26 protein-coding genes and 1 tRNA gene are annotated in these 24,281 nt (G+C 65.7%); 14 read left to right on the top strand and 13 right to left on the bottom strand.

Annotated features, from left to right (window positions below; all coding sequences use genetic code 11):
• Window positions 1–120: 120 nt before the first annotated feature.
• Together LDO29_RS18415 and LDO29_RS18410 are read left to right on the top strand one after the other, a co-directional pair.
• Complete coding sequence (locus tag LDO29_RS18415) at window positions 121–399, top strand: type II toxin-antitoxin system RelE/ParE family toxin (RefSeq protein WP_224081370.1); 279 nt, start codon at window positions 121–123, stop codon at window positions 397–399.
• A gap of 19 nt (window positions 400–418) precedes the next feature.
• On the top strand, window positions 419–730 hold the full coding sequence (locus LDO29_RS18410) for a HigA family addiction module antitoxin (protein WP_224081239.1): 312 nt from the start codon (window positions 419–421) through the stop codon (window positions 728–730).
• Window positions 731–776: 46 nt separating this feature from the next.
• On the opposite strand, the gene LDO29_RS18405 is transcribed toward LDO29_RS18410, so the two are convergent.
• Window positions 777–1,118 carry a DUF2917 domain-containing protein gene (locus LDO29_RS18405; RefSeq protein ID WP_224081238.1) on the bottom strand — a complete coding sequence of 114 codons (342 nt, stop codon included), beginning with the start codon at window positions 1,116–1,118 and terminating at the stop codon, window positions 777–779.
• Window positions 1,119–1,261: 143 nt separating this feature from the next.
• Between LDO29_RS18405 and LDO29_RS18400 the strand changes: the two genes are divergently transcribed.
• Window positions 1,262–2,665: an aminotransferase-like domain-containing protein gene (locus LDO29_RS18400; RefSeq protein WP_224081237.1), complete on the top strand. Its 1,404-nt coding sequence runs from the start codon at window positions 1,262–1,264 to the stop codon at window positions 2,663–2,665.
• Window positions 2,666–2,668: 3 nt separating this feature from the next.
• Here LDO29_RS18400 and LDO29_RS18395 read toward each other — a convergent pair whose 3' ends face one another.
• The 3 genes from LDO29_RS18395 to LDO29_RS18385 form a co-directional block, all read right to left on the bottom strand.
• Window positions 2,669–4,066: an amino acid permease gene (locus tag LDO29_RS18395; protein WP_224081236.1), complete on the bottom strand. Its 1,398-nt coding sequence runs from the start codon at window positions 4,064–4,066 to the stop codon at window positions 2,669–2,671.
• A 140-nt stretch (window positions 4,067–4,206) separates the two neighbouring features.
• On the bottom strand, window positions 4,207–5,724 hold the full coding sequence (locus LDO29_RS18390; protein ID WP_290369598.1) for a CoA-acylating methylmalonate-semialdehyde dehydrogenase: 1,518 nt from the start codon (window positions 5,722–5,724) through the stop codon (window positions 4,207–4,209).
• Between the two features lie 15 nt (window positions 5,725–5,739).
• Window positions 5,740–7,071 (bottom strand): aspartate aminotransferase family protein, encoded by a 1,332-nt coding sequence (locus LDO29_RS18385; protein ID WP_224081235.1) that lies wholly within the window; start codon window positions 7,069–7,071, stop codon window positions 5,740–5,742.
• Between the two features lie 331 nt (window positions 7,072–7,402).
• Here LDO29_RS18385 and LDO29_RS18380 point away from each other — a divergent pair, with 331 nt between their 5' ends.
• Window positions 7,403–8,851, top strand: a complete 1,449-nt coding sequence (locus LDO29_RS18380) for an aminotransferase-like domain-containing protein (RefSeq protein ID WP_224081234.1) — start codon at window positions 7,403–7,405, stop codon at window positions 8,849–8,851.
• Window positions 8,852–9,154: 303 nt separating this feature from the next.
• Window positions 9,155–10,171 carry a CDF family Co(II)/Ni(II) efflux transporter DmeF gene (gene dmeF / locus LDO29_RS18375; protein ID WP_224081233.1) on the top strand — a complete coding sequence of 339 codons (1,017 nt, stop codon included), beginning with the start codon at window positions 9,155–9,157 and terminating at the stop codon, window positions 10,169–10,171.
• Window positions 10,172–10,263: 92 nt separating this feature from the next.
• Here the strand turns inward: dmeF and LDO29_RS18370 are convergent, their stop codons facing one another.
• From LDO29_RS18370 to bfr, 4 genes are all read right to left on the bottom strand, one after another.
• On the bottom strand, window positions 10,264–11,244 hold the full coding sequence (locus tag LDO29_RS18370) for a quinone oxidoreductase family protein (RefSeq protein ID WP_224081232.1): 981 nt from the start codon (window positions 11,242–11,244) through the stop codon (window positions 10,264–10,266).
• 76 nt (window positions 11,245–11,320) lie between these two features.
• On the bottom strand, window positions 11,321–11,764 hold the full coding sequence (locus LDO29_RS18365) for a GNAT family N-acetyltransferase (RefSeq protein WP_224081231.1): 444 nt from the start codon (window positions 11,762–11,764) through the stop codon (window positions 11,321–11,323).
• A gap of 296 nt (window positions 11,765–12,060) precedes the next feature.
• Window positions 12,061–12,135 (bottom strand) — tRNA-Cys (locus tag LDO29_RS18360).
• A gap of 78 nt (window positions 12,136–12,213) precedes the next feature.
• Window positions 12,214–12,690, bottom strand: coding sequence for a bacterioferritin (gene bfr / locus LDO29_RS18355; RefSeq protein WP_224081230.1), 477 nt, complete (start codon window positions 12,688–12,690; stop codon window positions 12,214–12,216).
• A gap of 271 nt (window positions 12,691–12,961) precedes the next feature.
• Here bfr and LDO29_RS18350 point away from each other — a divergent pair, with 271 nt between their 5' ends.
• The 6 genes from LDO29_RS18350 to LDO29_RS18325 all read left to right on the top strand — a co-directional run bounded on the left by LDO29_RS18350 (window position 12,962) and on the right by LDO29_RS18325 (window position 15,813).
• Entirely contained in the window at window positions 12,962–13,609 is a 648-nt protein-coding gene (locus tag LDO29_RS18350; protein WP_224081229.1) for a dihydrofolate reductase family protein, read from the top strand.
• Window positions 13,610–13,815: 206 nt separating this feature from the next.
• Window positions 13,816–14,154, top strand: a complete 339-nt coding sequence (locus LDO29_RS18345) for an ArsR/SmtB family transcription factor (RefSeq protein WP_224081228.1) — start codon at window positions 13,816–13,818, stop codon at window positions 14,152–14,154.
• Window positions 14,148–14,582, top strand: coding sequence for a YeeE/YedE family protein (locus LDO29_RS18340; RefSeq protein WP_224081227.1), 435 nt, complete (start codon window positions 14,148–14,150; stop codon window positions 14,580–14,582). The genes LDO29_RS18345 and LDO29_RS18340 overlap by 7 nt, the downstream gene beginning before the upstream one ends.
• A 1-nt stretch (window position 14,583) precedes the next feature.
• On the top strand, window positions 14,584–15,015 hold the full coding sequence (locus tag LDO29_RS18335) for a YeeE/YedE family protein (RefSeq protein ID WP_224081226.1): 432 nt from the start codon (window positions 14,584–14,586) through the stop codon (window positions 15,013–15,015).
• A 168-nt stretch (window positions 15,016–15,183) separates the two neighbouring features.
• Entirely contained in the window at window positions 15,184–15,387 is a 204-nt protein-coding gene (locus LDO29_RS18330) for a YgaP family membrane protein (protein ID WP_224081225.1), read from the top strand.
• Between the two features lie 78 nt (window positions 15,388–15,465).
• A complete protein-coding gene (locus LDO29_RS18325) occupies window positions 15,466–15,813 on the top strand; it encodes a carboxymuconolactone decarboxylase family protein (protein ID WP_224081224.1) in 348 nt (115 codons plus the stop codon).
• Between the two features lie 177 nt (window positions 15,814–15,990).
• Here LDO29_RS18325 and glmS read toward each other — a convergent pair whose 3' ends face one another.
• Window positions 15,991–17,829 carry a glutamine--fructose-6-phosphate transaminase (isomerizing) gene (gene glmS / locus LDO29_RS18320; protein WP_224081223.1) on the bottom strand — a complete coding sequence of 613 codons (1,839 nt, stop codon included), beginning with the start codon at window positions 17,827–17,829 and terminating at the stop codon, window positions 15,991–15,993.
• Between the two features lie 142 nt (window positions 17,830–17,971).
• Window positions 17,972–19,336 carry a bifunctional UDP-N-acetylglucosamine diphosphorylase/glucosamine-1-phosphate N-acetyltransferase GlmU gene (glmU, locus tag LDO29_RS18315; protein ID WP_224081222.1) on the bottom strand — a complete coding sequence of 455 codons (1,365 nt, stop codon included), beginning with the start codon at window positions 19,334–19,336 and terminating at the stop codon, window positions 17,972–17,974.
• A 290-nt stretch (window positions 19,337–19,626) separates the two neighbouring features.
• Here glmU and LDO29_RS18310 point away from each other — a divergent pair, with 290 nt between their 5' ends.
• Window positions 19,627–20,454 carry a DUF6279 family lipoprotein gene (locus tag LDO29_RS18310; RefSeq protein WP_224081221.1) on the top strand — a complete coding sequence of 276 codons (828 nt, stop codon included), beginning with the start codon at window positions 19,627–19,629 and terminating at the stop codon, window positions 20,452–20,454.
• A 61-nt stretch (window positions 20,455–20,515) separates the two neighbouring features.
• On the opposite strand, the gene ttcA is transcribed toward LDO29_RS18310, so the two are convergent.
• From ttcA to LDO29_RS18295, 3 genes are all read right to left on the bottom strand, one after another.
• Window positions 20,516–21,454 carry a tRNA 2-thiocytidine(32) synthetase TtcA gene (gene ttcA, locus LDO29_RS18305; protein ID WP_224081220.1) on the bottom strand — a complete coding sequence of 313 codons (939 nt, stop codon included), beginning with the start codon at window positions 21,452–21,454 and terminating at the stop codon, window positions 20,516–20,518.
• 89 nt (window positions 21,455–21,543) lie between these two features.
• Window positions 21,544–21,945, bottom strand: coding sequence for a dihydroneopterin aldolase (locus LDO29_RS18300; protein WP_224081219.1), 402 nt, complete (start codon window positions 21,943–21,945; stop codon window positions 21,544–21,546).
• 76 nt (window positions 21,946–22,021) lie between these two features.
• Window positions 22,022–22,846, bottom strand: coding sequence for an SDR family oxidoreductase (locus LDO29_RS18295; RefSeq protein ID WP_224081218.1), 825 nt, complete (start codon window positions 22,844–22,846; stop codon window positions 22,022–22,024).
• Window positions 22,847–22,861: 15 nt separating this feature from the next.
• On the opposite strand from LDO29_RS18295, the gene LDO29_RS18290 reads away from it, so the two are divergent.
• A complete protein-coding gene (locus LDO29_RS18290) occupies window positions 22,862–24,064 on the top strand; it encodes a class I SAM-dependent methyltransferase (RefSeq protein ID WP_224081217.1) in 1,203 nt (400 codons plus the stop codon).
• Between the two features lie 12 nt (window positions 24,065–24,076).
• Entirely contained in the window at window positions 24,077–24,274 is a 198-nt protein-coding gene (locus LDO29_RS18285; protein WP_224081216.1) for a DUF2905 domain-containing protein, read from the top strand.
• Window positions 24,275–24,281 lie beyond the last annotated feature (7 nt).

The raw sequence follows: 24,281 nt of genomic DNA, 5'->3' as shown, positions 1-24,281 counted from the left end.
GTCGATTATATGGCGTTGACGTTTCCGTAACCTCAATCCGCTAGCGTGCCACGGACCAATCACATCACCACGCACGCTTAATAACGTCTTGCGTTATTAACGCAATGCGTTATCATGCCCATGATTACGTCGTTCAGTTGCCGGGACACGGCCTTGCTCTTCACCGGCATCAGGGTTGCCCGGTTCGCAAATATCGAGCGGGTCGCCATCCGCAAGCTGCAGCAAATCCATGCTGCGGACAGCCTGAGCTTCCTGCGCGTTCCCCCGAACAACCGCCTGGAAGCACTCGGCGGGGACCGCGCCGACCAGTTCAGCATACGGATCAACGATCAGTGGCGCATCTGCTTCCGGTTCGCCAATGGCTACGCAAGCGACGTAGAGATCGTCGACTATCACTAAGCACCATTAGGAGCAGGCAATGACTCGTGAAGTACCTCTTGCCACCCCAGGCGAGATTCTCCAGGCAGATTGGCTTGAGCCGCTCGGCCTGTCTCAGTACGCGCTGGCAAAGGCCATCGACGTACCGCCACGTCGCATCAACGAGATCGTCAAAGGCGAACGCGCGATCACCGCGGACACGGCGGTGCGCCTGGCGGCTTTCTTCGGCACCGATGCGCAAAGCTGGATGAACTTGCAGACTTACTACGACACCGAGATGGCGAAGGAAAGGATCGGTGCCGCCAAGCTGGCGGAGATTCGGCGCCACACGGTTGCAGGCCAAGCTACATAGTGACGAAGGCCGCCCGGGGCGGCCTTCGCTATGCCGGTCGGCGTCATCACCGCACACTCAGCCGCGGACATTCCCCGAACGCGTCCGTCTTCCACTCGCCCCAGCGGTGCGCCAGCGCCCGCAGCCATCCACCCAGTCGCCGCCATGACAGTGGCGCCGACACGGCAGCCAGCGTGAAGCGGGCCGCCCCACCCTCGCCCGACAGCCAGAAACGCTCGCCCTCGGCCAAGGCAAACACCTCGCCCGGCTGCAGCCAGACATCGGCCACGCTGCCTTCCACCGTGACCCACAGCCGGCCCTCCATCACCTTCACGCTTTGCCCGTAGCCGGCGCGCAGGCTCACCGGCTGCCCCGGCTCATCCAGTTCAAACACCCTCAGTTCACGCATGTCACCACTCCTTGTCTGCCCGGCGGCACCCATCTCCGCCACGCTTCCATTATTCGCATCCGTGGCTACAATCCCATGTACAGTTGTGAACAGTTTTTGATGAACTGTTCAGCAGTTTTCCCTGACAGTTTGCGCGCCGCCTCATGAAGCTGATTCTCGACCCCGCCACCGGCATTCCGCTGACCGAGCAGATCATTGAAGGCGTGAAGGCATGGATCTGTTCGAGCGAGTCGCGCCCGGGCGCGCGCCTGCCGTCGATCCGGCAACTCGCGGCCGACAACGGCATCAGCCGCTTCCCGGTGATCGAGGCCTATGACCGGCTGGTGTCGCAAGGCCTGCTGGATTCGCGCCAGGGGTCGGGCTTCTATGTAGCAGACAGCCCGCTGGCGAGTCGTTCGGCACGTGGCTGGTCGGACCCGAGCCTGGCGGAGGATCTGTCCGACCATATCCTCGAGCAGTTCAACCACCCCAGCAGCACGCTCAAGCTGGCCGGCGGCTTCGTGCCCGAGACCTGGCGCGACGTGGAGGGACTGACCCAGGCGATCCGCGCGGTCTCTCGCAACGAGATCGACAGCGTGATCCACTACGCCACGCCGCTGGGCCACCCCGAACTGCGCCGGCAAGTGCTGCACCGCGTGCGCCAGCTCGGCATCGCGGCGGAACTGCCGCAGGTGCTGATCACCACAGGTGCCAGCCAGGCACTGGACCTCGTGGTGCGCCATCTGCTCAAGCCCGGCGATACGGTGTTCGTCGAAGACCCCGGCTACTACAACCTGTTCGGCCTGCTGCGCCTGCATGGCGTGCAGCTGGTGGGCGTGCCGCACACGCCGTCCGGCCCCGACCCCGACGCCACCGAAGCGCTGCTGCGCCAGCACAAGCCCAAGCTGTTCTTCACGAACAGCGTGCTGCAGAACCCGACGGGCTCGACCCTTGCGCCGCCGGTCGCGTTCCGGCTGCTGGAGCTGGCGCGCCGCCATGGCTTCCGCTTCGTCGAGGACGACATCTTCTCGGACTTCCAGACACACTTCACCGACCGGCTGGCCACGCTGGACCAGCTCGAGCATGTGATCTACATCGGCGGGTTTTCCAAGACGGTGTCGGCCTCGCTGCGCATCGGCTACCTGGTCGCCGACAAGGCGCTGGTAAAGGATCTTGTCGATGTGAAGGTGCTGACCAGCGTGGCCGGTTCGCACTTCGCGGAAGCGGTCACCGCCGCGCTGCTGGAGCGCGGCGGCTATCGCAAGTACGTGGAACGGCTGCGCCTGCGCGTGAGGGAGGCGTCGGCCAACGCGGTGCGCCAGCTCGCGGCGTGCGGCTGGGAAATATTCTGCGAGCCGGCGGGCGGCAACTTCCTGTGGGCGCGCCCGCCCGGCATTGACGATTCACGCGAACTGGTCACGCTGGGCGAGCAGTTCGGTGTGACGCTGGCACCCGGCAACTACTTCCGGCCGGGCGGCGAGACCTCTGCGTGGATCCGCATCAATACCGCCTATGCCAACGAGCCCCGCGCCGTGGCCTTCCTGCGCGAGGCCGCTTCCCGGGGCTGAAGCTCAGCCGCCGTGGTTGTGCAGCACGGCGTTGCGCCGCGCATAGAGGAAATAGATCGCCAGGCCGATCACCAGCCACACCAGGAATGCGGTCCACGTCAACGCCTGCAGGTGCGCCATCAGGAACAGGCAGAAGCCGGCCGACAGCAGCGGCACCACGGGCACGCCGGGGCAGCGGAACGCGCGCGGCAGGTCCGGGCGCGTGCGGCGCAGCACCAGCACGGCAATCGAGATCAGCGTGAAGGCCGCCAGCGTGCCGATATTGATGAGTTCGGCCAGCACGTTGAGTGGCACAAAGCCGGCAATGGCGGCAAACACGATGCCCACGGTCCAGGTGGCGAAATACGGCGTGGCATGCACGGGGTGCACCGACGAGAGCCGCTCGGGCAGCAGGCCGTCGCGCGACATCGCGAAGATGATGCGGGTCTGGCCGTAGGTCATCACCAGGATCACCGTGGTCATGCCGAGGATGGCGCCAAGATCGACAAAGCCCGCCACCCAGTTCTGTCCCGCAAACTGCAGCGCCAGCGACACCGGGTGGTCGACACCCGCGAATTTGGCGAAGGGCACGATGCCGGTCATGATCGCCGCCACCACCACGTACAGCACCGTGCAGACCGCCAGCGAGCCGATGATGCCGACGGGCAGGTCACGGCTGGGGTTGCGCACCTCTTCGGCGGCCGAGGTCACGGCGTCGAAGCCGATGAAGGCAAAGAACACGAGCGCCGCCGCATTGAACACGCCGCTCATGCCGAACGGCGCGAACGGCTGCCAATTGACCGGCTTCACGTGCCACACGCCGACAGCGATAAACAGCAGCACCACGCTGACCTTGATCGCCACCATCACATTGTTCAGCCGCGCCGATTCGCGCACGCCGTACGACACCACCCATGTGATCGCCAGCACGATCAGCACGGCCGGCAGGTTCACCATGGTCTCGACGCCGGGCACGGCACCCGGCGCCGCCGTGAGCGCCGCCGGCAGCTTCAGGCCGAAACCGGCCACGAGCGACTGGAAGTAGCCCGACCAGCCGACCGACACCGCCGACGTGGCCAGCCCGTATTCGAGCAGCAGGTCCCAGCCGATCATCCACGCGATGATCTCGCCAAGCGTGGCGTAGCTGTAGGTATAGATCGATCCCGATACGGGAATGGCCGAGGCAAATTCGGCATAGCAGAGTGCGGCAAACCCGCACGCCATGGCGGCGATCACGAACGACACCGTCAGCGCGGGCCCGGCAGTCAGCGCGCCGGTGCCGGTCAGCACGAAGATGCCGGTGCCGATGATGGCGCCGATGCCCATCATCACGAGATCCATCGGGCCGAGCACCTTCTTCAGGCCGTCATCGTGCGCCACGGCGAGCATGGCGTCGATATTCTTGGTGCGGAACAGACTCATCAGAACAACTCCTGCGGCAGCCGTCTTGTGAACGACCTCGCCTTTCCTGGAAAGGGCAGGAGTTTACTCCGGTGAGACTAGCGCCTTCGTCACTTTTGGGCGGGTACCGGTGCCGAACCTGGCCCCGGCACCGCTCTCTCTTACTTCGCCACAGGCATCGTGAACTCGGCGCCCTTCGCGATCGAGTCCGGCCAGCGCTGCATCACGCTCTTGTAGCGCGTATAGAAACGCACACCCTCTTCGCCGTACGCGTGATGGTCGCCGAACAGCGAGCGCTTCCAGCCGCCGAACGAGTGCCACGCCATCGGCACCGGGATCGGCACATTGATGCCCACCATGCCCACCTGGATCTGCCGTGCGAACGCGCGCGCGATGCCGCCGTCGCTGGTGTAGCAAGACACGCCGTTGCCATACTCGTGCGCGTTGATCAGCGCCACCGCCTCGGCAAAGTCATGCACGCGCACCACCGACAGCACCGGGCCGAAGATCTCTTCCTTGTAGATCGTCATGTCCGGCGTGACGTGGTCGAACAGCGTGCCGCCGACGTAGAAGCCGTTCTCGTGGCCTGCGACCTTGTGGCCACGACCGTCCGTCACGAGCTTCGCGCCTTCCTGCACGCCCTTCTCGATATAGCCTTCGACCTTCTCCTTGTGCGCGCCGGTCACCAGCGGACCCATCTCGGCGTCGGCCTCCATGCCGTTGCGGACCTTCAGCGTCGCGGCGCGCTCGGCCAGGCGCGGCACGAGCTTGTCTGCCACGTTGCCCACCGCCACTGCGACGGAGATCGCCATGCAGCGCTCGCCAGCAGAGCCGTAGGCGGCGCCTACCAGCGCATCCACCGCTTGATCGAGGTCCGCGTCGGGCATCACCACCAGGTGGTTCTTCGCGCCACCCAGCGCCTGCACGCGCTTGCCGTGCTTCGTGCCTTCTGTGTAGATGTACTCCGCAATCGGCGTCGAGCCCACGAACGACAGCGCCTGCACGTCCGGGTGCGCAAGCAGCGCATCGACGGCGACCTTGTCGCCCTGCACGACGTTGAACACGCCGTCGGGCAAGCCTGCCTGCTTGAGCAGGTCCGCGATCAGCAGGCTCGGCGACGGGTCGCGCTCACTTGGCTTCAGCACGAAGGTATTGCCGCACGCGAGCGCCACCGGGAACATCCACATTGGCACCATCACCGGGAAGTTGAACGGCGTGATGCCGGCCACCACGCCCAGCGGCTGGCGCAGGTTCCAGTTGTCGATGCCGCCGCCGACGTTATCGGTGAAATCGGTCTTGAGCAGGTTCGGGATGCCGCAGGCAAACTCCACCACCTCGATGCCGCGCGTGACCTCTCCCCTGGCGTCGCTGAACACCTTGCCGTGCTCGCGCGTGATCAGCGCGGCCAGGTCGTCGTGGTGCTTGTCGAGCAGCTCCTTGAACTTGAACAGGATGCGCGCGCGGCGCAGCGGCGGCGTGTCGGCCCAGGCCGGGAACGCGGCCTTCGCGGCGGCGACGGCATCGGCCACGTCCTGCGCCGCGCCCAGCGTCACACGTGCGGCCACCTCACCGGTGGCAGGGTTGAATACGTCGGCAAAGCGCGCGGACGCGCCTTGCCGGACGGTGCCACCGATGTAGTGGTGGATTTCGGCGATCTGCCGGTTCTCTGCAATATTCACTTTCGACGTCCTTCGTTACTGCACTTCCTGCAGGGCCTGCTTGACGGTATCAAACAGCTCGGCAATCTGCGCCTCGCTGATGATCAGCGGTGGCGAGAACGCCAGGATGTCGCCGGTGTAGCGCACCAGCACGCCACGCTCCAGGCACTTGAGGAAGGCCTCGTACGCACGCGCGCCGGGCTGGCCGGGGCGCGGCTCCAGTTCGATGCCGGCCACCATGCCAAGGTTGCGGATGTCCTTCACATGAGGCGCTTCGCGTACGCTGTGCACGGCGGCCTCGAACACCGGCGACAGCTCGGCGGCGCGGCCGAACAGGTTCTCGCGCTGGTACAGGTCCAACGTAGCGACCGCTGCGGCGGCGGCCAGCGGGTGGCCCGAATAGGTATAGCCATGCGCGAGTTCGATCGCGCCCGGCGCGGCCGCGTTGATTACGGTGTCATGCACTTCGCGGCGCACGGCCACGGCCCCCATCGGCACGGCGGCATTGTTGATGGCCTTGGCCATGGTGATCAGGTCCGGCGTGACCTTGAAGCGCTCCGCCGCCGTGGCGGTACCCAGGCGGCCGAAGGCGGTGATGACCTCGTCGAAGATCAGCAGGATGCCGTGCTTGCTGGTGATCGCGCGCAGCTTGTCCAGGTAGCCGACCGGCGGCACCAGCACACCGGCGGAGCCAGCCAGCGGCTCGACGATGACCGCGGCAATGGTGGACGGGTCATGCAGCGCGACGATGCGCTCCAGCTCGTCCGCCAGGTGTGCGCCCCATTGCGGCTGGCCCTTCGAAAATGCCGCTTCTGCAATGTTCAGTGTGGCCGGCAAGTGATCGGTGCCGGGCATCAGGTTGGCCGAGAATGCCTTGCGGTTCGGCCCGATGCCGCCCACCGCCATGCCGCCGAAGCCCACGCCGTGGTAGCCGCGTTCGCGCCCGATGAAACGGGTGCGCTGGCCTTCGCCGCGCGCGCGGTGGTACGCCAGCGCGATCTTCAGCGCGGTGTCGACCGACTCCGAACCGGAGTTCGTGAAGAAGATGCGGTCCAGCCCCTGCGGCATGATGGCCGCCACCTTGGTGGCCGCTTCGAACGACAGCGGATGGCCCATCTGGAATGGCGGCGCGTAATCGAGCGTCGCGGCCTGGCGCGCTACAGCCTCGGCGATTTCCTTGCGGCAGTGGCCGGCAGCCACGCACCAGAGGCCCGCGCAACCGTCCAGGATCTGGCGTCCGTCGTGGGTGGTGTAGTACATGCCGCTGGCCGAGGCCAGCAGGCGCGGCGCCGCCTTGTACTGGCGGTTCGCGGTAAAGGGCATCCACAGGGCATCGAGATCGGGAATCACGGTCTTGGCGGCGTCCATACGTCCTCCTCTGGGCAGTCGGGTTGGCGCGCGCTGTCACGGCGGATTGCGTGCAGCGGCATGGATGTCGGCCACTCTACCGGCGGCGCAAAGGCGACAAAATATACAGTCCGGACAACGTCGCCTTACCGTACAGTTTAGACAAGTGAAACCGTACAGGATTGTGCCAGTGCAGCAGCGGGCCCCGGGCAGTCTGGCAGAGCCGGCCATGCGGCACCGTACGGCCTCACACATTGCACTGCGTCATTTCTGGTATCACCGTCAGCGCCCGGGCTTGACGCATTCGCGCAGCCGCTAAACTGTACAGGTCGGAACCCGTCTGAAGTGCCGCATGCTGACCCTGGACCTTACCCGCAGCCGCCGTGGCGGCGAAACCCTGACCGAACAGATCGTGGCCGGCATCGCCGCGCTGGTGGATCGCCGCGCGCTGCGCGCCGGCTCGGCGCTGCCGTCTGTACGCCGCTTTGCGCAGCAGCACGGCATCAGCACTTTTACGGTTGCCGAGGCCTACGGCAGGCTCACCGCGCTCGGCTACCTGGCCGCGCGCCCCGGGTCCGGCTACACCGTCGCCCACCGCCACGCGCCGGCCGGCGGCATGCGCGCGCCGCAGTGGGAAGCGCCCGGGCTCAATGCGGCGTGGCTGTTGTCGGATGTGTTCGCCGATCATTCGGTACCGATCAAGGCCGGCGCAGGCTGGCTGCCGGGCGACTGGCTCAACGAAGAAGGCCTGCACCAGGCCATGCGCGCGGCGGCGCGAGTGCCGGCCGCCCAAGTGTCGGGCTACGGCCATCCTTATGGCTATGCGCCGCTGCGCGAACATATTGCCGCGGGCCTTGGCGAGTACGGCATTCCGGTGCAGGCGCAACAGGTGGTACTGACGCAGGGCGCCACGCAGGCGCTCGACCTGGTGGTGCGCACGCTGCTGCGCACCGGCGATACCGTACTGGTCGAAGCACCCTGCTACTGCAACCTGCTGCAGATCCTGCGGCTCGCCGGGCTGCGTGTAGTGGGTGTGCTGCGCACTGCGGCCGGGCTCGACACCGATGCGCTCGAAGACGCTATCCGCACGCACGCGCCGCGTGCACTCTTCGTCAACACCGTGCTGCAGAACCCCACCGGTGCCAGCCTGACCAGCATGAATGCGTTCCGCGTGCTGCAACTGGCCGAGCAGCACCGCCTGCTGGTGGTGGAAGACGACATCTACCGCGAACTGGCGCCGGCGGGCTCGCCGATGCTGGCCGCCATGGACGGGCTATCGCAGGTGGTCTATGTCAACGGGTTTTCCAAGACCATCACGCCGTCGCTGCGGGTTGGCTACCTGGCCGCCAGCGCGGATCTGGCCAAAGCCTTCGCGCGAACCAAGATGGCGGTCGGCCTGACATCTTCGGAAGTGACGGAGCGGCTGGTGTATTCCGTGCTCACCAGCGGCCACTATGGCCGGCATGTGGCGGCGCTGGCCGAACGGCTGCGCGCGCAGCAGGACCGCGTGACGGAGAAGATGGAAGCCCACGGCCTGGAAGTGCTGCTGCGGCCGGAAGGCGGGATGTTCGCGTGGGCCCGTGTGCGCGACGCACTGCCCGATGGCGTGCCGATGACGGGCAACCGGCTGGCCACACTGGCGCTCGAACACGGCATCTGGCTGGCGCCCGGATCCTACTTCGAGCCCGATGAAACCGATTCGCCGTGGATCCGCTTCAATGTGGCGACTGGCGATGCGCCACAGTTGTGGGAGTTCTTTGACAGCCTTGCCGGCCAGCCGCGTGCGGTACGCGCCGCCTGAACCGGCCGCTGCCGGTAGTCAGCTCCAGAGGCGCTCGACCACCCATCCGGCTGTGGCGCAGACGCCAATCCAGACCGCCATGCAGACGGCGATGAAGCGGTAGGTCATATCGGAATCGACAACAGAAGTGAGACGGGGGCGTGAACAATTCGTGAAATTATACATGCACTCATGAATGTATGTTTGCGGCGTCGATGACCGCATGGCGAAAGGGGCATCTGATCCGAGGCGGCGCCCTTTCTCCATCTGCTACGCTTGCAATCACGCTTCCGGGCTTGCCCGAACCGATTCCACTACACGCCGATGCACACCGAGAATCTTTCCTCCTGGACCCACAGCCACGTCTTCGACACTGGCAACCATGCCGCCGAGCGCGGCACGCGGCTGGTGATGCTGATCACGGCCGTCACCATGGTCGTGGAGATCGCTGCCGGCTGGTGGTTCAACTCCATGGCGCTGCTGGCCGACGGCTGGCACATGAGTTCGCACGCGTTCGCGATCGGCCTGACGGCCTTTGCCTACGCTGCCGCCCGCCGCTACGCATCGGATGCGAGCTTTGCCTTCGGCACCTGGAAGATCGAAGTGCTGGCGGGCTTTGCCAGCGCGGTGTTCCTGCTGGGCGTGGCCGCGCTGATGGCGCTCGGCTCCGTGGAGCGGCTGTTCAGCCCGCAGGCCATCCACTATCGCGAAGCCATGGCCGTTACGGCGCTCGGGCTGCTGGTGAACCTGGGTTGCGCGCTGATCCTCGGCGGTGCGCATCATGGCCATGACCACCACGGGCACGCGCATGATCATCATGACGGCCATCACCACGCCCATGGGCATGGCCACCATCACGACATCAACCTGCGCTCCGCCTACCTGCACGTGCTGGCGGATGCCGCGACATCGGTGCTGGCCATCGTCGCGCTGGCCGGCGGCTGGTGGCTGGGCTGGAGCTGGCTGGACCCGGTGATGGGCCTGGTCGGCGCGGCACTGGTGGGCCGCTGGGCGCTTGGGCTGCTGCGCCAGAGCGGCACCGTGCTGCTGGACCGCGAGATGGACCACCCGGTGGTCGATGAAGTGCGCGAGGTACTGGTCGAATTCGAGCACGCCGGCAACGACCGCGACGCCACGCGCGTGACCGACCTGCATGTCTGGCGCGTGGGCAAGCAGCAGTTCGCCTGCATCGTCTGCCTCGTCACACATGACGTCACGCTGACTCCGCTGCGCGTGCGCGAGGCGCTGTCCGTGCATGAAGAGCTTGTGCACGTGACGGTGGAGATCAGCGTCTGCTGCGACGACGACGGACAAGCCATGCCGGCGGCGCGGCACGCCTGAGCGGGAACTGCGGCGGGAAATACTGTTGAGGTTTCTCCCTTCTCCCGCGCAAGTGGGAGAAGGGAGAAACCATTGAGCGCCTTCGACCGCCTTCAGGACAACAACACAATCGCCCCTGTAGTCGCCCGCGCCTCCGCCATGGCATGCGCCTTCGCAACATCCTCCAGCGGGAAGCGCGCGCCAATCTCGATCTTCACATGGCCGGCGGCCACGGCATCGAACAGGTCCTTCGCATTGGCCTTGAAGGTATCGGGATCGGCGTTGTGCGGGAATACCGAAGGTCGCGTCAGGAACAGGCAGCCCTTCTTGTTCAGCAGCTCGGGTTCGATCGCCGGCGCCGGACCAGACGCGGCGCCGTACAGCACCACCAGGCCGAACTGCTGTGCGCAATCGAGCGAGCCGAGGAAGGTGTCTTTGCCGACCGCGTCATACACCACGCGTACGCCGCGCCCGCCGGTGGCGTCGCGCACCGCCTTGACCCAATCGCCGTTGCGGTAGTCGATCGCCACGTCGCAGCCCATCCGGCGCGCCAGGTCACACTTCTCCGGCGAGCCCGCGGTGCCGATCACATAGGCGCCGAGCGCCTTGGCCCAGCTGCTCAGGATCTGGCCGACGCCGCCCGCGGCGGCATGCACGAGCACGGTATCGCCCGGCTTCACCGCATGGGTATGGCGCACCAGGTATTGCGCGGTCATGCCCTTGAAGATGACGGCGGCCGCCTGCTCGTCGCTGATGCTGTCCGGCACGCGCACCAGCTTTGCCGCCGGCACGTTGCGATAGTCGGCATAGGCGCCAAGGCCCGCATTCATGTAGGCCACGCGGTCGCCTGGCACAAGCCCGCTCACGCCTGCCCCCACCGCCTCGACCACGCCGGCGGCCTCGTGGCCGAGCCCGGTGCCCGCCGGCAGGGGATATATACCGCGGCGCTGGTAGATATCGATGAAGTTGAAGCCCATGGCGGTCTGGCGCACCAGTACTTCGCCTTCGGCGGGCGGCGCCAGCTCGATGCGCTCGAGCTGCATCGCTTCGGGTGGGCCAAATTCGTGAACGCGTATGACGCGGGCGGTCGGCATGCCGGGTCTCCTCATATTGGGAAGGCCCGATTATTTCCCGTTTTGCGAAAACTTGCCGGCGCTCACACGTGCGGCTTCAGGTCAGCTCGCAGCACATGCACAGCGGCGGCGTGTCGGTATGCCTGTGGAATTCTTTCGAAGACAGCACCTCGGCCGGCAAGCTGGAGACAGCGACCAGCGAGAAGCCATAGCGTGCGAAATAGCTCGGACAGGTGGGCGTCAGCAGCACGGCACGCTTGACGCCATTGGCACGCGCCCGCATCAGCACCGCGCGCACCACATGGGTGGCAACGCCCCGGTCGCGGAATTCGGGCAGCACCGCGACCGAGCAGATCACCACGGTCTCGCCAAAACGCTCGCCGGCGCCGCAGCCAACGATTTGCGATTCATGTACGGCAACGTGGAAGTGCTCCAGCAAACGAAGCACATTATCGGTCGGCAGGTCGCAGCGTTCCAGCACCGCGCCGACCGCAGGCGCATCCGGGGGCAGTGCCGCCCGGATTCGCAATTCTCTGATCATCTGGAGCCTCTTGTTCTTGCGTCACTTGATTGCGACAACACACGGAAGCCCTGCATGGTTGTCATGTGCCGCTACGTAAAGTGCGCGCCGTGCGTCGACACGCAGCTGCGCCATCACAGTACCTCAAACCGCGAGGTTGTTCCAGACAGAAAAACGTAGGCAGCGCACACCAGCACCGGTTGCACCGTGACAGACGGCGCTCCCAAACGGGTGAGATGCGCAAGGGGAAGACAGGAATGCGTGTGCCGCGTCACGACACCGCGAGAACCCGGCGCAAGGGGTGCGCGGAGGGAGACTGGAGGCGGGGATACGGAATCGAACCGTCGTAAACGGCTTTGCAGGCCGTCGCATCACCACTCTGCCACCCCGCCGTGGACGAACAAATCGTGCTGCGGGGCGCAGTGTAGCGGGAAACCGGAAAGTCTGCAGGAGCCGTGCTCGCGGCGCGGCTACTCGATGTCGCCCATGCCGGACTGGATGTAGTTCTGTATGCCGACCTTGCCGATCAGTTCGATCTGCGATTCGATCCAGTCGATATGTTCTTCGGTCGCTTCCAGGATGTCGACGACGACTTCGCGCGATACGTAGTCGCCCACCGATTCGAAGTACTTGATCGCATCCTTGCAGCTGGCCTGTGAAGTCTGTTCCAGCTTGAGGTCGCAGGCCAGCATTTCCTCGGTGTTTTCGCCCAGCAGCAATTTGTCGAGATCCTGGAGATTCGGCAGGCCATCGAGCAACAGGATGCGCTCGATCAGCTTGTCGGCATGCTTCATTTCCTCGATCGATTCCTCGTATTCATGCTTGCCGAGCGCATTGATGCCCCAGTGCCGATACATGCGCGCGTGCAGGAAATACTGGTTGATCGCGGTCAGTTCGTGCCTGAGCTGGGTATTGAGGAGCTGGATGACCTTCTTGTCTGTTTTCATGGCATATTCCCTTCCCCCCGGCTGCTGGAAACCTTGTCTCTCCCATTTTCCGTCGCGCCCGGCTGTTGCCGGTGTGTTTTCATGGTAGCCCCGATTGGTGCGACATCAAGCGATACGGCAAAATGCGACGGAAAATCGCCGCTTTATGCAAGTGATATCGCGAATGCGTATGGTTTTGATTTTCACCGTGATTATCAGTCACGCATAAAAAATGCGAAAAATGCCATGACTGCCAAATCGCGGACAGCGAGGCACAAAGAGGGGCACGCCAATGACCAGACTCAGAGTGAACTGTTTCACGCTATCCCTCGACGGCTACGGTGCCGGCCCGGACCAGAGCCTCGACAACGCGCTGGGCGCCGGTGGCGAGGCGCTGCATGAATGGGCGGTCGCGACACGCCGCTTCCAGGCCATGTTGGGTCGTGAAGGCGGCAGCACCGGCATCGACAACGACTTTGTCGAACGCAGCTTCGACAACGTTGGCGCCTGGATCCTCGGCCGCAACATGTTCGGCCCCGTGCGCGGGCCCTGGCCCGACGAGAACTGGAAAGGCTGGTGGGGCGACAACCCGCCCTACCATGTGCCGGTGTTCGTACTGACGCACCACGCGCGGCCTTCGATCGAGATGGACGGCGGCACCACTTTCCATTTCGTCACGGACGGCATCCATGCGGCACTGGCGCGCGCACGCGAAGCCTCGCAGGGCCGCGACGTGCGGCTGGGCGGCGGCGTGGCGACGATCCGCCAGTACCTGCAGGCCGGCCTGATCGACGAAATGCACCTTGCCATCGTACCGAAGCTGCTCGGCAGCGGCGAAGCGCTGCTGGCCGGCCTGGACCTGCCGGCGCTGGGCTATGCCTGCGGCGAGCATGTGAGCACGCCAGCGGCACTGCACGCCGTACTGGAAAAACTGGCGTAGGGCCGAACCATCTTGACCAGCATCTGCACCGCCACTGCGGTGCAGATACCGGCTCGAGATTGATGAAGAACAGCCCGTGCCAAGAGAAGTTGTCGGCGAGGCCGATGCACAGGCGTGCATCGAAGTGCACCGTGGGATGTCCACTCGTTCTACTTGCAAATAGTATATTTGTTTATATACTATCAAGAACGAAACTGTGGACTCCCATGGACCAGCCCCACCCCACCATCGACCTCGGCACCATGCAAGCCGCCGCGACCCGCGCCTGCGCCTTGCTCAAGGTGCTCGCCAATCCGGACCGCTTGCTGCTGATGTGCCGGCTATCCCAAGGCGAACTGTCTGTCGGCGAGCTGGAAGAGCAGCTTGGCATCCGGCAGCCGACGCTGTCCCAGCAGCTCGGCGTGCTGCGCGAGAACGGCCTGGTGGCAACACGCCGCGACGGCAAGAACATCTATTACTCGGTGGCGAGCGGCCAGGCGCTTGCCGTCATGGCCGTCCTCTACGAACAGTTCTGCGCCAACCCCGACCAGGAGCCGGCATGCTGATCGACCTTGCCAACTTCACGCCCGGGCTGTCGCTGGCCGGCGGGCTCGTCATCGGCGTTGCAGCCGCAGTGCTGGTGCTGTTCAACGGCCGCATTGCGGGCATCAGCGGGATCCTCGGCGGCCTGCTGAGCCTGCCGCGCAAGGACATGGCGTGGCGCCTGGCCTTCCTTGCCGGCCTCATTGGCGCCCCGGTTATCGCGAGCTTGCTTGGCAAACCCGCGACTGCCGACATCCAGGCGAGCTGGAACGAGATCATGGTCGCCGGTTTCCTCGTCGGCCTCGGCACGCGCTACGCCAGCGGCTGCACCAGCGGCCACGGCGTGTGCGGTATCTCCCGTGGCTCGATTCGTTCGCTGGTCGCGACCCTGACGTTCATGGCCGCCGGCTTCCTGACCGTCCTCGTGCAAAGACACCTGATCGGAGGCTGACATGACTGCCGTGACCGCTTTGCTTGCAGGCATGCTCTTCGGCATTGGCCTGATGGTTTCCGGCATGGCCAATCCGGCCAAGGTGCAGGGCTTCCTGGACCTGGCGGGCAACTGGGACCCATCGCTGGCCTTCGTGATGGCCGGTGCCATCGCCATCGGCTCGGTCGCGTTCCTGATCGCCAGGCGCCGCAAGCGCTCGTTGCTCGGGCTGCCTATGCAGCTGCCGGCCAGCACGGCCGTGACGCTGCGCCTGGTGCTTGGCAGCGCCGCGTTCGGGGTCGGCTGGGGCCTGGCGGGCTTTTGCCCGGGCCCGGCACTGGTGGCGCTGGGAGCGGGCTACCCGAAAGCCATTGGCTTCGTGGCCGCCATGGTGGCCGGCATGGCCGTGTTCGAGATCGTCGAGAGGACGCCATCGAGCACACGGCGAGTCTGAGCGCGGCGACGCTCCATCCCTTACCGGAAGTTGTTCCAGATCAAGAGCGGACGGCCGGCGAGGCGCAATATCGGTTTGGCAACCTCGCCTCAGGCGCCAGGTTCATCGAGCTGCGGGACCATCCGCATTTCACTCCACACCCGATTTCACACAGGCAAGGAGCCTGCCATGCAAGCAAATGTTGGAACCATTGATCGAGTACTCCGGATTGTCATCGGACTGGCCTTGATCGTCCTGGCCGCAACGGGGCACATCGGCGTCTGGGGATGGATCGGCATCGTACCGCTCGTGACGGGCATCGTGCGCGTCTGCCCTGCCTACAGCATCCTGGGCGTGAAGACATGCCCGGCATCCAGGCGCGATGCCAAGTAACTACGCATCGCCCCGCAAGCAGAACACTGTGAAGGATTTTGCATGCGCCTTGCGCCATGCACCGGGGAAGGAGGATTCATGAGCGGACTGCCCGATTTCAAAAGCGTGGTCAAGGATGTGTCGGCACAAATGCGCAGTCTGCGCGAAAGCCAGCCGGAGCTGATGACGGCCTTCAGCCAGCTGGCCGCGGCCGGCACCAGGGACGGTGCGCTAAGCAAGAAGACGCGCGAACTGGTGGCGCTCGGCATTGCCGTGGCGAGCCGCTGCGACGACTGCATCGGATTCCACGTGCAGGCGCTGGTCAGGCTGGGTACCACGCGTGCCGAACTGGAAGACGTGCTGGGAACCGCCGTCTATATGGGCGGCGGGCCATCGATGATGTACGCGACGCACGCGCTTGCTGCGTTCGACACGTTCTCGGTGTAGCCGCGCCTGCAAGCGGGCCAGCCTCGCCTCCGGGCACAAGACAACAGGGGCCACACGCTGGTGTGGCCCCTGTTGCAGACGGCAAATCCATGAAGAAGTGCCACCGGAAGCGGCAAAGGTTGCGCCGCGATCGCCGGCAACTCAGTCAGGGGGAGCTGGAAGTGGGCCGCCCCGGCTTTATTCCACCGTCACCGACTTAGCCAGGTTCCGCGGCTTGTCCACATCCGTACCCCGCGCACACGCCGTGTGATACGCCAGCAACTGCAGCGGCACCACGTGCAGGATCGGCGACAGGTCGCCATAGTGCTCGGGCATACGGATCACCTGGATGCCGTCCGTCGACTGGATGTGCGTGTCGCTGTCGGCGAACACATAGAGCCGCCCGCCACGCGCGCGCACTTCCTGGATGTTGGACTTGAGCTTTTCGAGCAGCGTGTCATTCGGCGCCACGGTGACCACCGGCATCGCTTCGGTCACCAGCGCGAGCGGGCCGTGCTTGAGTTCGCCGGCCGGATAAGCCTCGGCGTGGATGTACGAGATTTCCTTGAGCTTGAGCGCGCCTTCAAGCGCGATCGGGTAGTGCATGCCGCGGCCCAGGAACAGCGCGTTCTCGCGGCGGGCGAACTCTTCCGACCACGCAATGATCTGCGGCTCCAGCGCCAGCACGCCATGCAGCGCGGCGGGCAGGTGGCGCAGGTTGGCCATGTCCTTGGCCTCGGCTTCTTCGGACAGGAAGCCGCGCACCTTGGCCAGCGCCAGCGTCAGCATGTACAGCGCGGCGAGCTGGGTGGTGAAGGCCTTGGTCGACGCCACGCCGATTTCCGTGCCCGCGCGCGTAAGGAAGCGCATCTCGGTTTCACGAACCATGGCACTGGTGGCTACGTTGCAGACCGCCAGCGTGTGGGTATGGCCCAGCGCGCGCGCATGGCGCAGTGCGGCCATGGTGTCGGCGGTCTCGCCGGATTGCGAGATCACCACCACGAGGGCGCGCGGATTCGGCACGGTCTCGCGGTAGCGGTACTCGCTGGCGACTTCGACCTGCGTGGGGATCTTCGCAATGCTTTCGAGCCAGTACTTGGCCGTGCAGCCGGAGTAGTAGCTGGTGCCGCAGGCAAGGATCAGCACGCTGTCGACGTCGGGAAAGACCTCGGCTGCACGGTCGCCGAACAGCGCCGGCGAGATGCCTTCGACGCCTTCGAGCGTGTCGCCGAGCGCGCGCGGCTGCTCGAAGATTTCCTTCTGCATGAAGTGGCGGTACGGACCAAGGTCCACCGCGGCGGCGTGCGCCTCGACCACGCGAACCTCGCGCTCGACCGGGTGGTCCTGGCCGTCGCGAATGGTCACGCCTTCACGCGTGACTTCGACGACATCGCCCTCTTCCAGGTAGATGATGCGGTTGGCGGTGCCGGCCACGGCCAGCGCGTCGGAAGCCAGGAAGGCCTCGCCGTCGCCAAGCGCCACCACCAGCGGCGAACCGGCGCGGGCGCCGACCACGCGCTCGGGCTGGTCCTTGGCGAAGACGGCGATGGCGTAGGCACCGTGCAGGCGCTTGGTCACGGCGCGCACCGAGGCAAACAAGTCGCCGCGCGTGGCGCTGCTCGGGTAGCTGTAGGCCTGGTGGATCAGGTGGGCCACGACCTCGGTGTCGGTCTGCGACTCGAAGCCGTAGCCGGCCGCACGCAGCTCTTCGCGCAGCGGCTCGTAGTTTTCGATGATGCCGTTGTGCACCAGCGCGATGGTCTCGCCGGACAGGTGCGGGTGTGCATTGACGGTATCGGGCTTGCCGTGCGTGGCCCAGCGGGTGTGCGCCACGCCCGTGGTGCCGGCCAGGCCCGACGCCTGCGTCTGGGCGTCCAGATCGGCCACGCGCGACACCGTGCGTGCACGCTCGACCGCGGCATCGCGCACAACGGCAACGCCGCAGGAGTCATAGCCGCGGTACTCGAGGCGGCGCAGGCCTTCGATCAGGACCGGAACGATATTGCGCGTGGAAACCGCGCCGACGATGCCACACATGCTGTACCCCCGTGCTCGGCGCCGATACTGGCGCCTGTTTCAATGCCGGCGGCGGCATCGATTGCCGCGCCGGTGCGGCCGCAGCTACGGCGACCGCCCTCTGGTGTCGATCCGTGACCACCGCCCGCGGCGGCCACCGTGCTTACTGCTTCGGCTGCTTGACCGGGCGCTGCCAGGCGTCGATGGTCGTCTGCCTGGCGCGCGACAGCGTCAGCTTGTCGGCCGGCGCTTCCTTGGTCAGCGTGGTGCCCGCGCCGATGGTCGCACCGCGGCGCACCGTCACCGGCGCCACCAGTTGCGTATCGGAGCCGATGAAGACATCGTCCTCGATCACCGTGCGGAACTTGTTCGCACCGTCATAGTTGCAGGTGATGGTGCCGGCGCCAATATTCACGCGCGAGCCGACCGTGGCGTCGCCCACATAGGCCAGGTGGTTGGCCTTGCTGTGTGCAGCGACCTGCGCGTTCTTCACTTCGACGAAGTTGCCGATATGGACGTCCTCGCCCAGTTCGGTGCCGGGCCGCAGGCGTGCGTACGGGCCGATGCGGCCGTCCGCGCCGATCTTCGCGCTGTCGATATGACAGAACGGCTGTACTTGCACGCCGGCCTCGATGCTGCTGTTGCGGATCACGCAATTGGCGCCGATCTGCACGCCGTCGCCCAGATGCACGCGGCCTTCGAACACGCAGCCGACGTCGATGGCGACATCGCGCCCGCAGGTCAGCTCGCCGCGCACGTCGATGCGCGCCGGGTCGGCCAGCGTCACGCCGGCTTCGAGCAGGCGCTGGGCCTGGTTGCGCTGGTGGATGCGCTCCACTTCGGCCAGTTGGACCTTGCTGTTGACGCCGAGCGTCTCCCACAGCGCCGCAGGCTGTGCCGAGACGATCTCGACGCCTTCGGTTGCCGCGCGTTCCACGGTGTCGGTCAGGTAGTACTCTCCCTGCGCATTATCGTTGCGCAGTGTGGACAGCCAGCGGCGCAGATGCCCGGTCGGACACACGATGATGCCGGTATTGATCTCGCGAATGGCCCGCACCGCCTCGCTGGCGTCCTTCTGCTCGACGATCCGGACGATGCTACCCGCGGCATCGCGCACGATGCGGCCATAGCCGGTGGGATCCGGCATCTCGACGGTCAGCACGCCGAAGCGCGTGCTGCCGGCTTCGTCCACCAGTGCCTTGAGCGTCGCCGCCGTAGTCAGCGGCACATCGCCATAGAGAACCAATGTAGGCTGGTCGTCGTCCAACTGAGGAAGTGCCTGCATCACCGCATGGCCGGTACCCAGTTGCTGGGCCTGCTCGGCAAAGGTGACATCATCGGCGCTGACCGCCTCGCGCACATGCTCCGCCCCGTGGCCGACCACAACCACAAGCCTTGAGGGCGACAGCGCACGTGCCGTATCGATGACATGCGCGAGCATCGGGCGGCCGGCAACGCGGTGCAGGACCTTGGGCAAATCGGAATGCATCCGCTTGCCCATGCCAGCGGCGAGAATGACGATATTCACAAGGAGACCCCTTGGTGCGTGTGTCGGGAAATATATTCTTAAAAGCGCCAGCCGGGTGTTCGATAGCCGGCTTCCGCCAGCCCGCCGGCGGTGGCTTCCGGCTTCCTGGAAACCGCTGGAACCCTTGTCAGGACTGGGCTCGCGGGCAATCCGGCAACCCTGGCGAGATGCGCGCCGATTTTAACATGACGGTTTCTGCCCAATACGACACTGTTTCCGATTTTCACAATCGGTGGTTACGCCGCATATTGGTGATATTTGCCACGGTCATTCTTTGCGCCTGCAGCGCGATGAAGACCGGCTACCAGCAAGGCGGCCGCCTGGCCTATTGGTGGATCGACCATTATGTCGACGTCAGCGACGCCCAGGAGCCGCCTACGCGCGACGCCATTGCCCGCTTCTTTGCGTGGCACCGGCAGTCGCAGCTGCCGGAAATCTCCGCGCTGCTGACCCAGGCCCGCAGCCAGGTCCAGCAACCGGTCAGCACCGCGGCCGTCGCGCAGTTCCAGGAGGCCAGCCAGCGGCTGGCGCGGCAGTCGTTCGACCAGGCCATTCCCGACGTGGCGGACCTGCTGCTCACGCTGAGCCCGGCGCAGATCGACCGCATAGAGAAGAAGTTCGACGAGAGCAACACCAAGTACCGCAAGAAGTACCTGAACGGCAGTGCCGAGGACCGCGAGTCGGCGCGCTTCGACAAGGTGATGGATTACGCAAAGCTGATCTACGGACGCTTTTCCGATGAGCAGGAGAAGGCCATCCACGCCGCCATGGGCCCGCTGATGCAGGGCGCCCAGGCGCGCTACGCGGAGCGACTGCGGCGCCAGGAGGAATGGCTGGCGCTGGCACGGCAGGTCCAGCAGACACATCCGCCCAAGGCGCAGGTCGTCGAACTGCTGCGCCGCTACGGCGATCACTGGCAACATCCGCCGGGCCAGATGCGCGCGGCCAGCTATGAGGCCAACAACCAGGCCGGCGTGACACTGGCGGCGACCATTGCCAACCTCACCACGCCAGCGCAGAAGGCGCATGCCGCCGAGCGCTTCCAGAAGTGGATCGACGACACGCGCAGCCTGATGCGCGAGCGCCAGGGCAAGACCGCGCAGGCCGCCAACCAATAGGAATGCCCAATGCAAAACGCCCGCGTGGCGACGCAGGCGTTTTGCTGTCTGGCCGGCCGGATTACTCCACGCTGGCCTGCCGGACCGCCGCCGGTGCCTGCGGCGGGCGCTCGAAGCGCACGAACTCCATCCGGTTCTCTTCGCTGCTGCCGGCAAACATCAGCGGCTGCTGTGTGAACGTGGTCTCACCGAACAGCGAAGCCTCGTCCACCTTGGCCAGGCCGGTGGCGAGCCCGGTGAACGGGAACAGTTCGGTGTCGGCCAGGTGCGACGGCACCACGTTGCGCAGCGCCGAGAAGATGTTGTCGATGCGGCCAGGGTTCTCGCGCTCCCAGGCCTGCAGCATTTCGCTGACCTTCTTGCGCTGCAGGTTCTCCTGCGAGCCGCACAGGTTGCACGGGATGATCGGGAATTCCATCGCGCGCGCATAGGCAGCGATGTCCTTCTCCGAGCAGTACGCAAGCGGCCGGATCACGATGTGCGCGCCGTCATCCGTGGCCAGCTTGGGCGGCATGGCCTTCATCTTGCCGCCGAAGAACATGTTCAGGAAGAAGGTGTTGACGATGTCGTCGCGATGGTGGCCCAGCGCGATCTTGTTGGCGCCGAGTTCCTTGGCGGTGCGGTAGATCACGCCGCGGCGCAGGCGCGAGCACAGCGAGCACGTGGTCTTGCCCTCGGGCACCTTCTCCTTGACGATCGAGTAGGTGTCCGCCTCCACAATCACATATTCCACGCCCAGCGACTTCAGATACTCCGGCAGCACATGTTCCGGAAAACCGGGCTGCTTCTGGTCCAGGTTCATCGCGATCAGCTTGAACCGGATGGGCGCGCGCTTCTGCAGCGCCATCAGGACCGACAGCATGGTGTACGAGTCCTTGCCGCCACTCATGCAGACCAGCACGGTATCGCCATCCTCGATCATGCCGAAGTCGCCGATGGCCTTGCCTGTTTGCGATTGCAGCCTCGTCTCGAGGCGGTAGAAGTTATTGGAGTGGCTCATGAGGCATACCTGATCGTTGCGGCCGCCCGGATGAAATGGCCGGACGGCTCGGAAGGGCCAAGATTTTACTAGCGCCTGGCCGGTTCTGCTCAGTCCCGCTTGATGTGGAAGACTTCCACGCCCACCGAATCGCAGTCCGGGTAGACATCCGGCTTCTCGGTCGACACGCGCACGGCGCGCACCTTCGGGTGCTTGAGCATGGCGCGCGCCACGTCGTCGCACAGCGTTTCCTGCAGGTGCACGTGGCCCTGCGCCATGCGCTCGGCCACGGTGTTGCGCATGAAGTCGTAGTCGACCACCTCTTCCAGCTTGTCGGCGTGCGGCGTGCTGGCGGCCAGCGGCACGAACAGGTCGATGTTGATCAGCACGCGCTGCTCGCCCTTTTTCTCGAATTCGTGCACGCCGATATTGATCTGGACTTCGTAGTTGCGCAGGAACATGCGACGGCAGTCTTGCAGGCTGGGGTGGGAAAGGGCGGCGAGCATGGTCATGGCAAGCGGGGGAAAGGTAATTCGGGAGGGGTGGGAGTTGCCGCGCCCGGGGACATGGCGCGGCAGCGTGGTCACATCATTCGGTCAGGAACATCACGTCGCGCGACAGCGGCATCAGGTGCTGGCCGCCGTCGACGTAGAGCGTGGTGCCGGTCACGGCGTTCGCGCGTGCCAGGTAGGCCACGGCCTGGGCAATGTCCTCGGGCGTCGAAGACTTGCCCAGCGGCGTGACACGGTGGGCGCGGCGGAAGCTCTGCTCCGACTGCTCGCCCGACACCAGCGTGATGCCGGGCGCCACGCCCACCACGCGCAGGCGCGGCGCGAAGGCCTGCGCCAACTGTACGGTGGCGGTCTGCAGCGCGGCCTTGGACAGCGTGTACGACAGGAAGTCCGGGTTCAGGTTATCCAGCTTCTGGTCCAGCAGGTTGATCACGACGCCACGCGGATCGGCTGCGGCCGGATCGGCACTCAGTGCCTTGTACATCTCACGGGCCAGCAACAGCGGCGCCGCCACGTTGGTGCGCATATGCGTGTCCAGCGACGCGTACGAGAAACTTGTGGCCACGTCGTACTGGAACAGCGAGGCGTTGTTGACGAGGCAGGTCGGTACGCCAAGTTCGTCGGTGCAGGCGGCGATCAGCTTCGCGGTGGCGGCTTCGTCAGCCAGGTCGGCCTGCAGCACCGCGGCGCGGCTCCCGCCGGCACGGATCTGTGCGGCCAGCGCCTCCGCCTCGTCGCGCGAGCGGTGGCAGTGCACGGCAATGTCCCAGCCTTGCCCGGCCAGTTCGAGCGCGATGGCGCGGCCAAGCCGGCGCGCGCCGCCGGTGACAATGGCCACGCCGCGCGCGGCGGCTGCTTGCGTCTGGGCAGGCGTGCCGGCAGGTTGATTGGATTCGGGCATTGCTACAATCGAGGCATGCAGAAAGCCGTTAGTTTACCCCTTCCCCCAGCCGACGCGCTGGCCGCCTCTGACTCGCTGGCCACCCTGATCGGCGAAACGATCGATACGGCCGGCGGCTGGATCGGCTTCGACCGCTACATGTCGCTGGCGCTGTACGCGCCCGGGCTGGGCTACTACAGCGGCGGCGCCGCCAAGTTCGGGCGCGATGCGCGCGACGGCAGCGATTTCATCACCGCGCCGGAACTGACCCCGTTCTTCGCCCGCACGCTCGCGCGCCAGTTCGCGCCGATGCTGGCGCAAGGCCTGCCGCGCATGCTCGAATTCGGCGCCGGCACCGGCCGCCTGGCGGCTGACCTGCTGCTGGCGCTGGAACAGGAAGGACAACTGCCCGAGACCTACGGCATCATCGAACTGTCGGGCGAGTTGCGCGCGCGCCAGCAGGGCACGCTGGCGCAGCGCGCGCCGCACCTGGCGCCACGCGTGCAATGGCTGGACACCCTGCCCGAGCGCTTCGAGGGCATCGTGGTCGGCAACGAAGTGCTGGACGCCATGCCGGTGCGCCTGTTCGCGCGCACGGGCGGACGCTGGCATGAACGTGGCGTGGCCCGCACGGTAGCCGGAGACGACAGCACCGCCGCGCATGCCTTCACGTTCGAAGACCGCCTGCTTGCCGCGGACGCCATCCCCGAGGCGCTGCACGCCATGCCGGGCGACCATGACATCGTCACCGAAACCCACGCCGAAGCCGACGGCTTCGCACGCGCGGTGGGCGCCATGCTGGCGCGCGGAGCGGCCTTCTTCATCGACTACGGCTTCCCGGCCGGCGAGTACTACCACCCGCAGCGCACCGGTGGCACGCTGATGTGCCACTACCGCCATCATGCGCACCCGGATCCATTCCTGTACCCGGGGCTGCAGGACATCACGGCCCACGTCAACTTCAGCGGCATCGCGCATGCCGCCGTCGATGCCGGCCTGGCCGTGTCGGGCTTCGCCTCGCAGGCGCGCTTCCTGATGAATGCGGGCATCACCGACCTGTTGATGACGCTGGACCCGTCCGACACGCGCGCCTTCCTGCCCGCCGCCAACGCGGTGCAAAAGCTGCTTTCCGAAGCCGAGATGGGCGAGTTGTTCAAGGTGATCGCGCTGACTCGCGGCCTGGACGACAACGAGCCGCTGGCCGGCTTTGCGCGCGGCGACCGCTGCCACACGCTCTGAGCCATTGCCGCCATGCTGCGCTGGACACTCACCATCTTCCTGAGCGTGGTCGTGCTGTCGGCGGCACTGCCCTGGCTGCAGAAGCTCGGCATCGGCCGGCTGCCCGGCGACGTGCGCTTCCGGCTGTTCGGGCGAGACTACATGCTGCCGTTCGCCTCGACGATCCTGCTGTCGCTGCTGGCGCTAGTGATCGGCAAGCTGATCTATTGAGCTTTCC

This window comes from Cupriavidus laharis (genome assembly GCF_914271435.1).
GTDB lineage: Bacteria > Pseudomonadota > Gammaproteobacteria > Burkholderiales > Burkholderiaceae > Cupriavidus > Cupriavidus laharis.
This window is presented reverse-complemented; position numbering and strand designations above follow the sequence as displayed.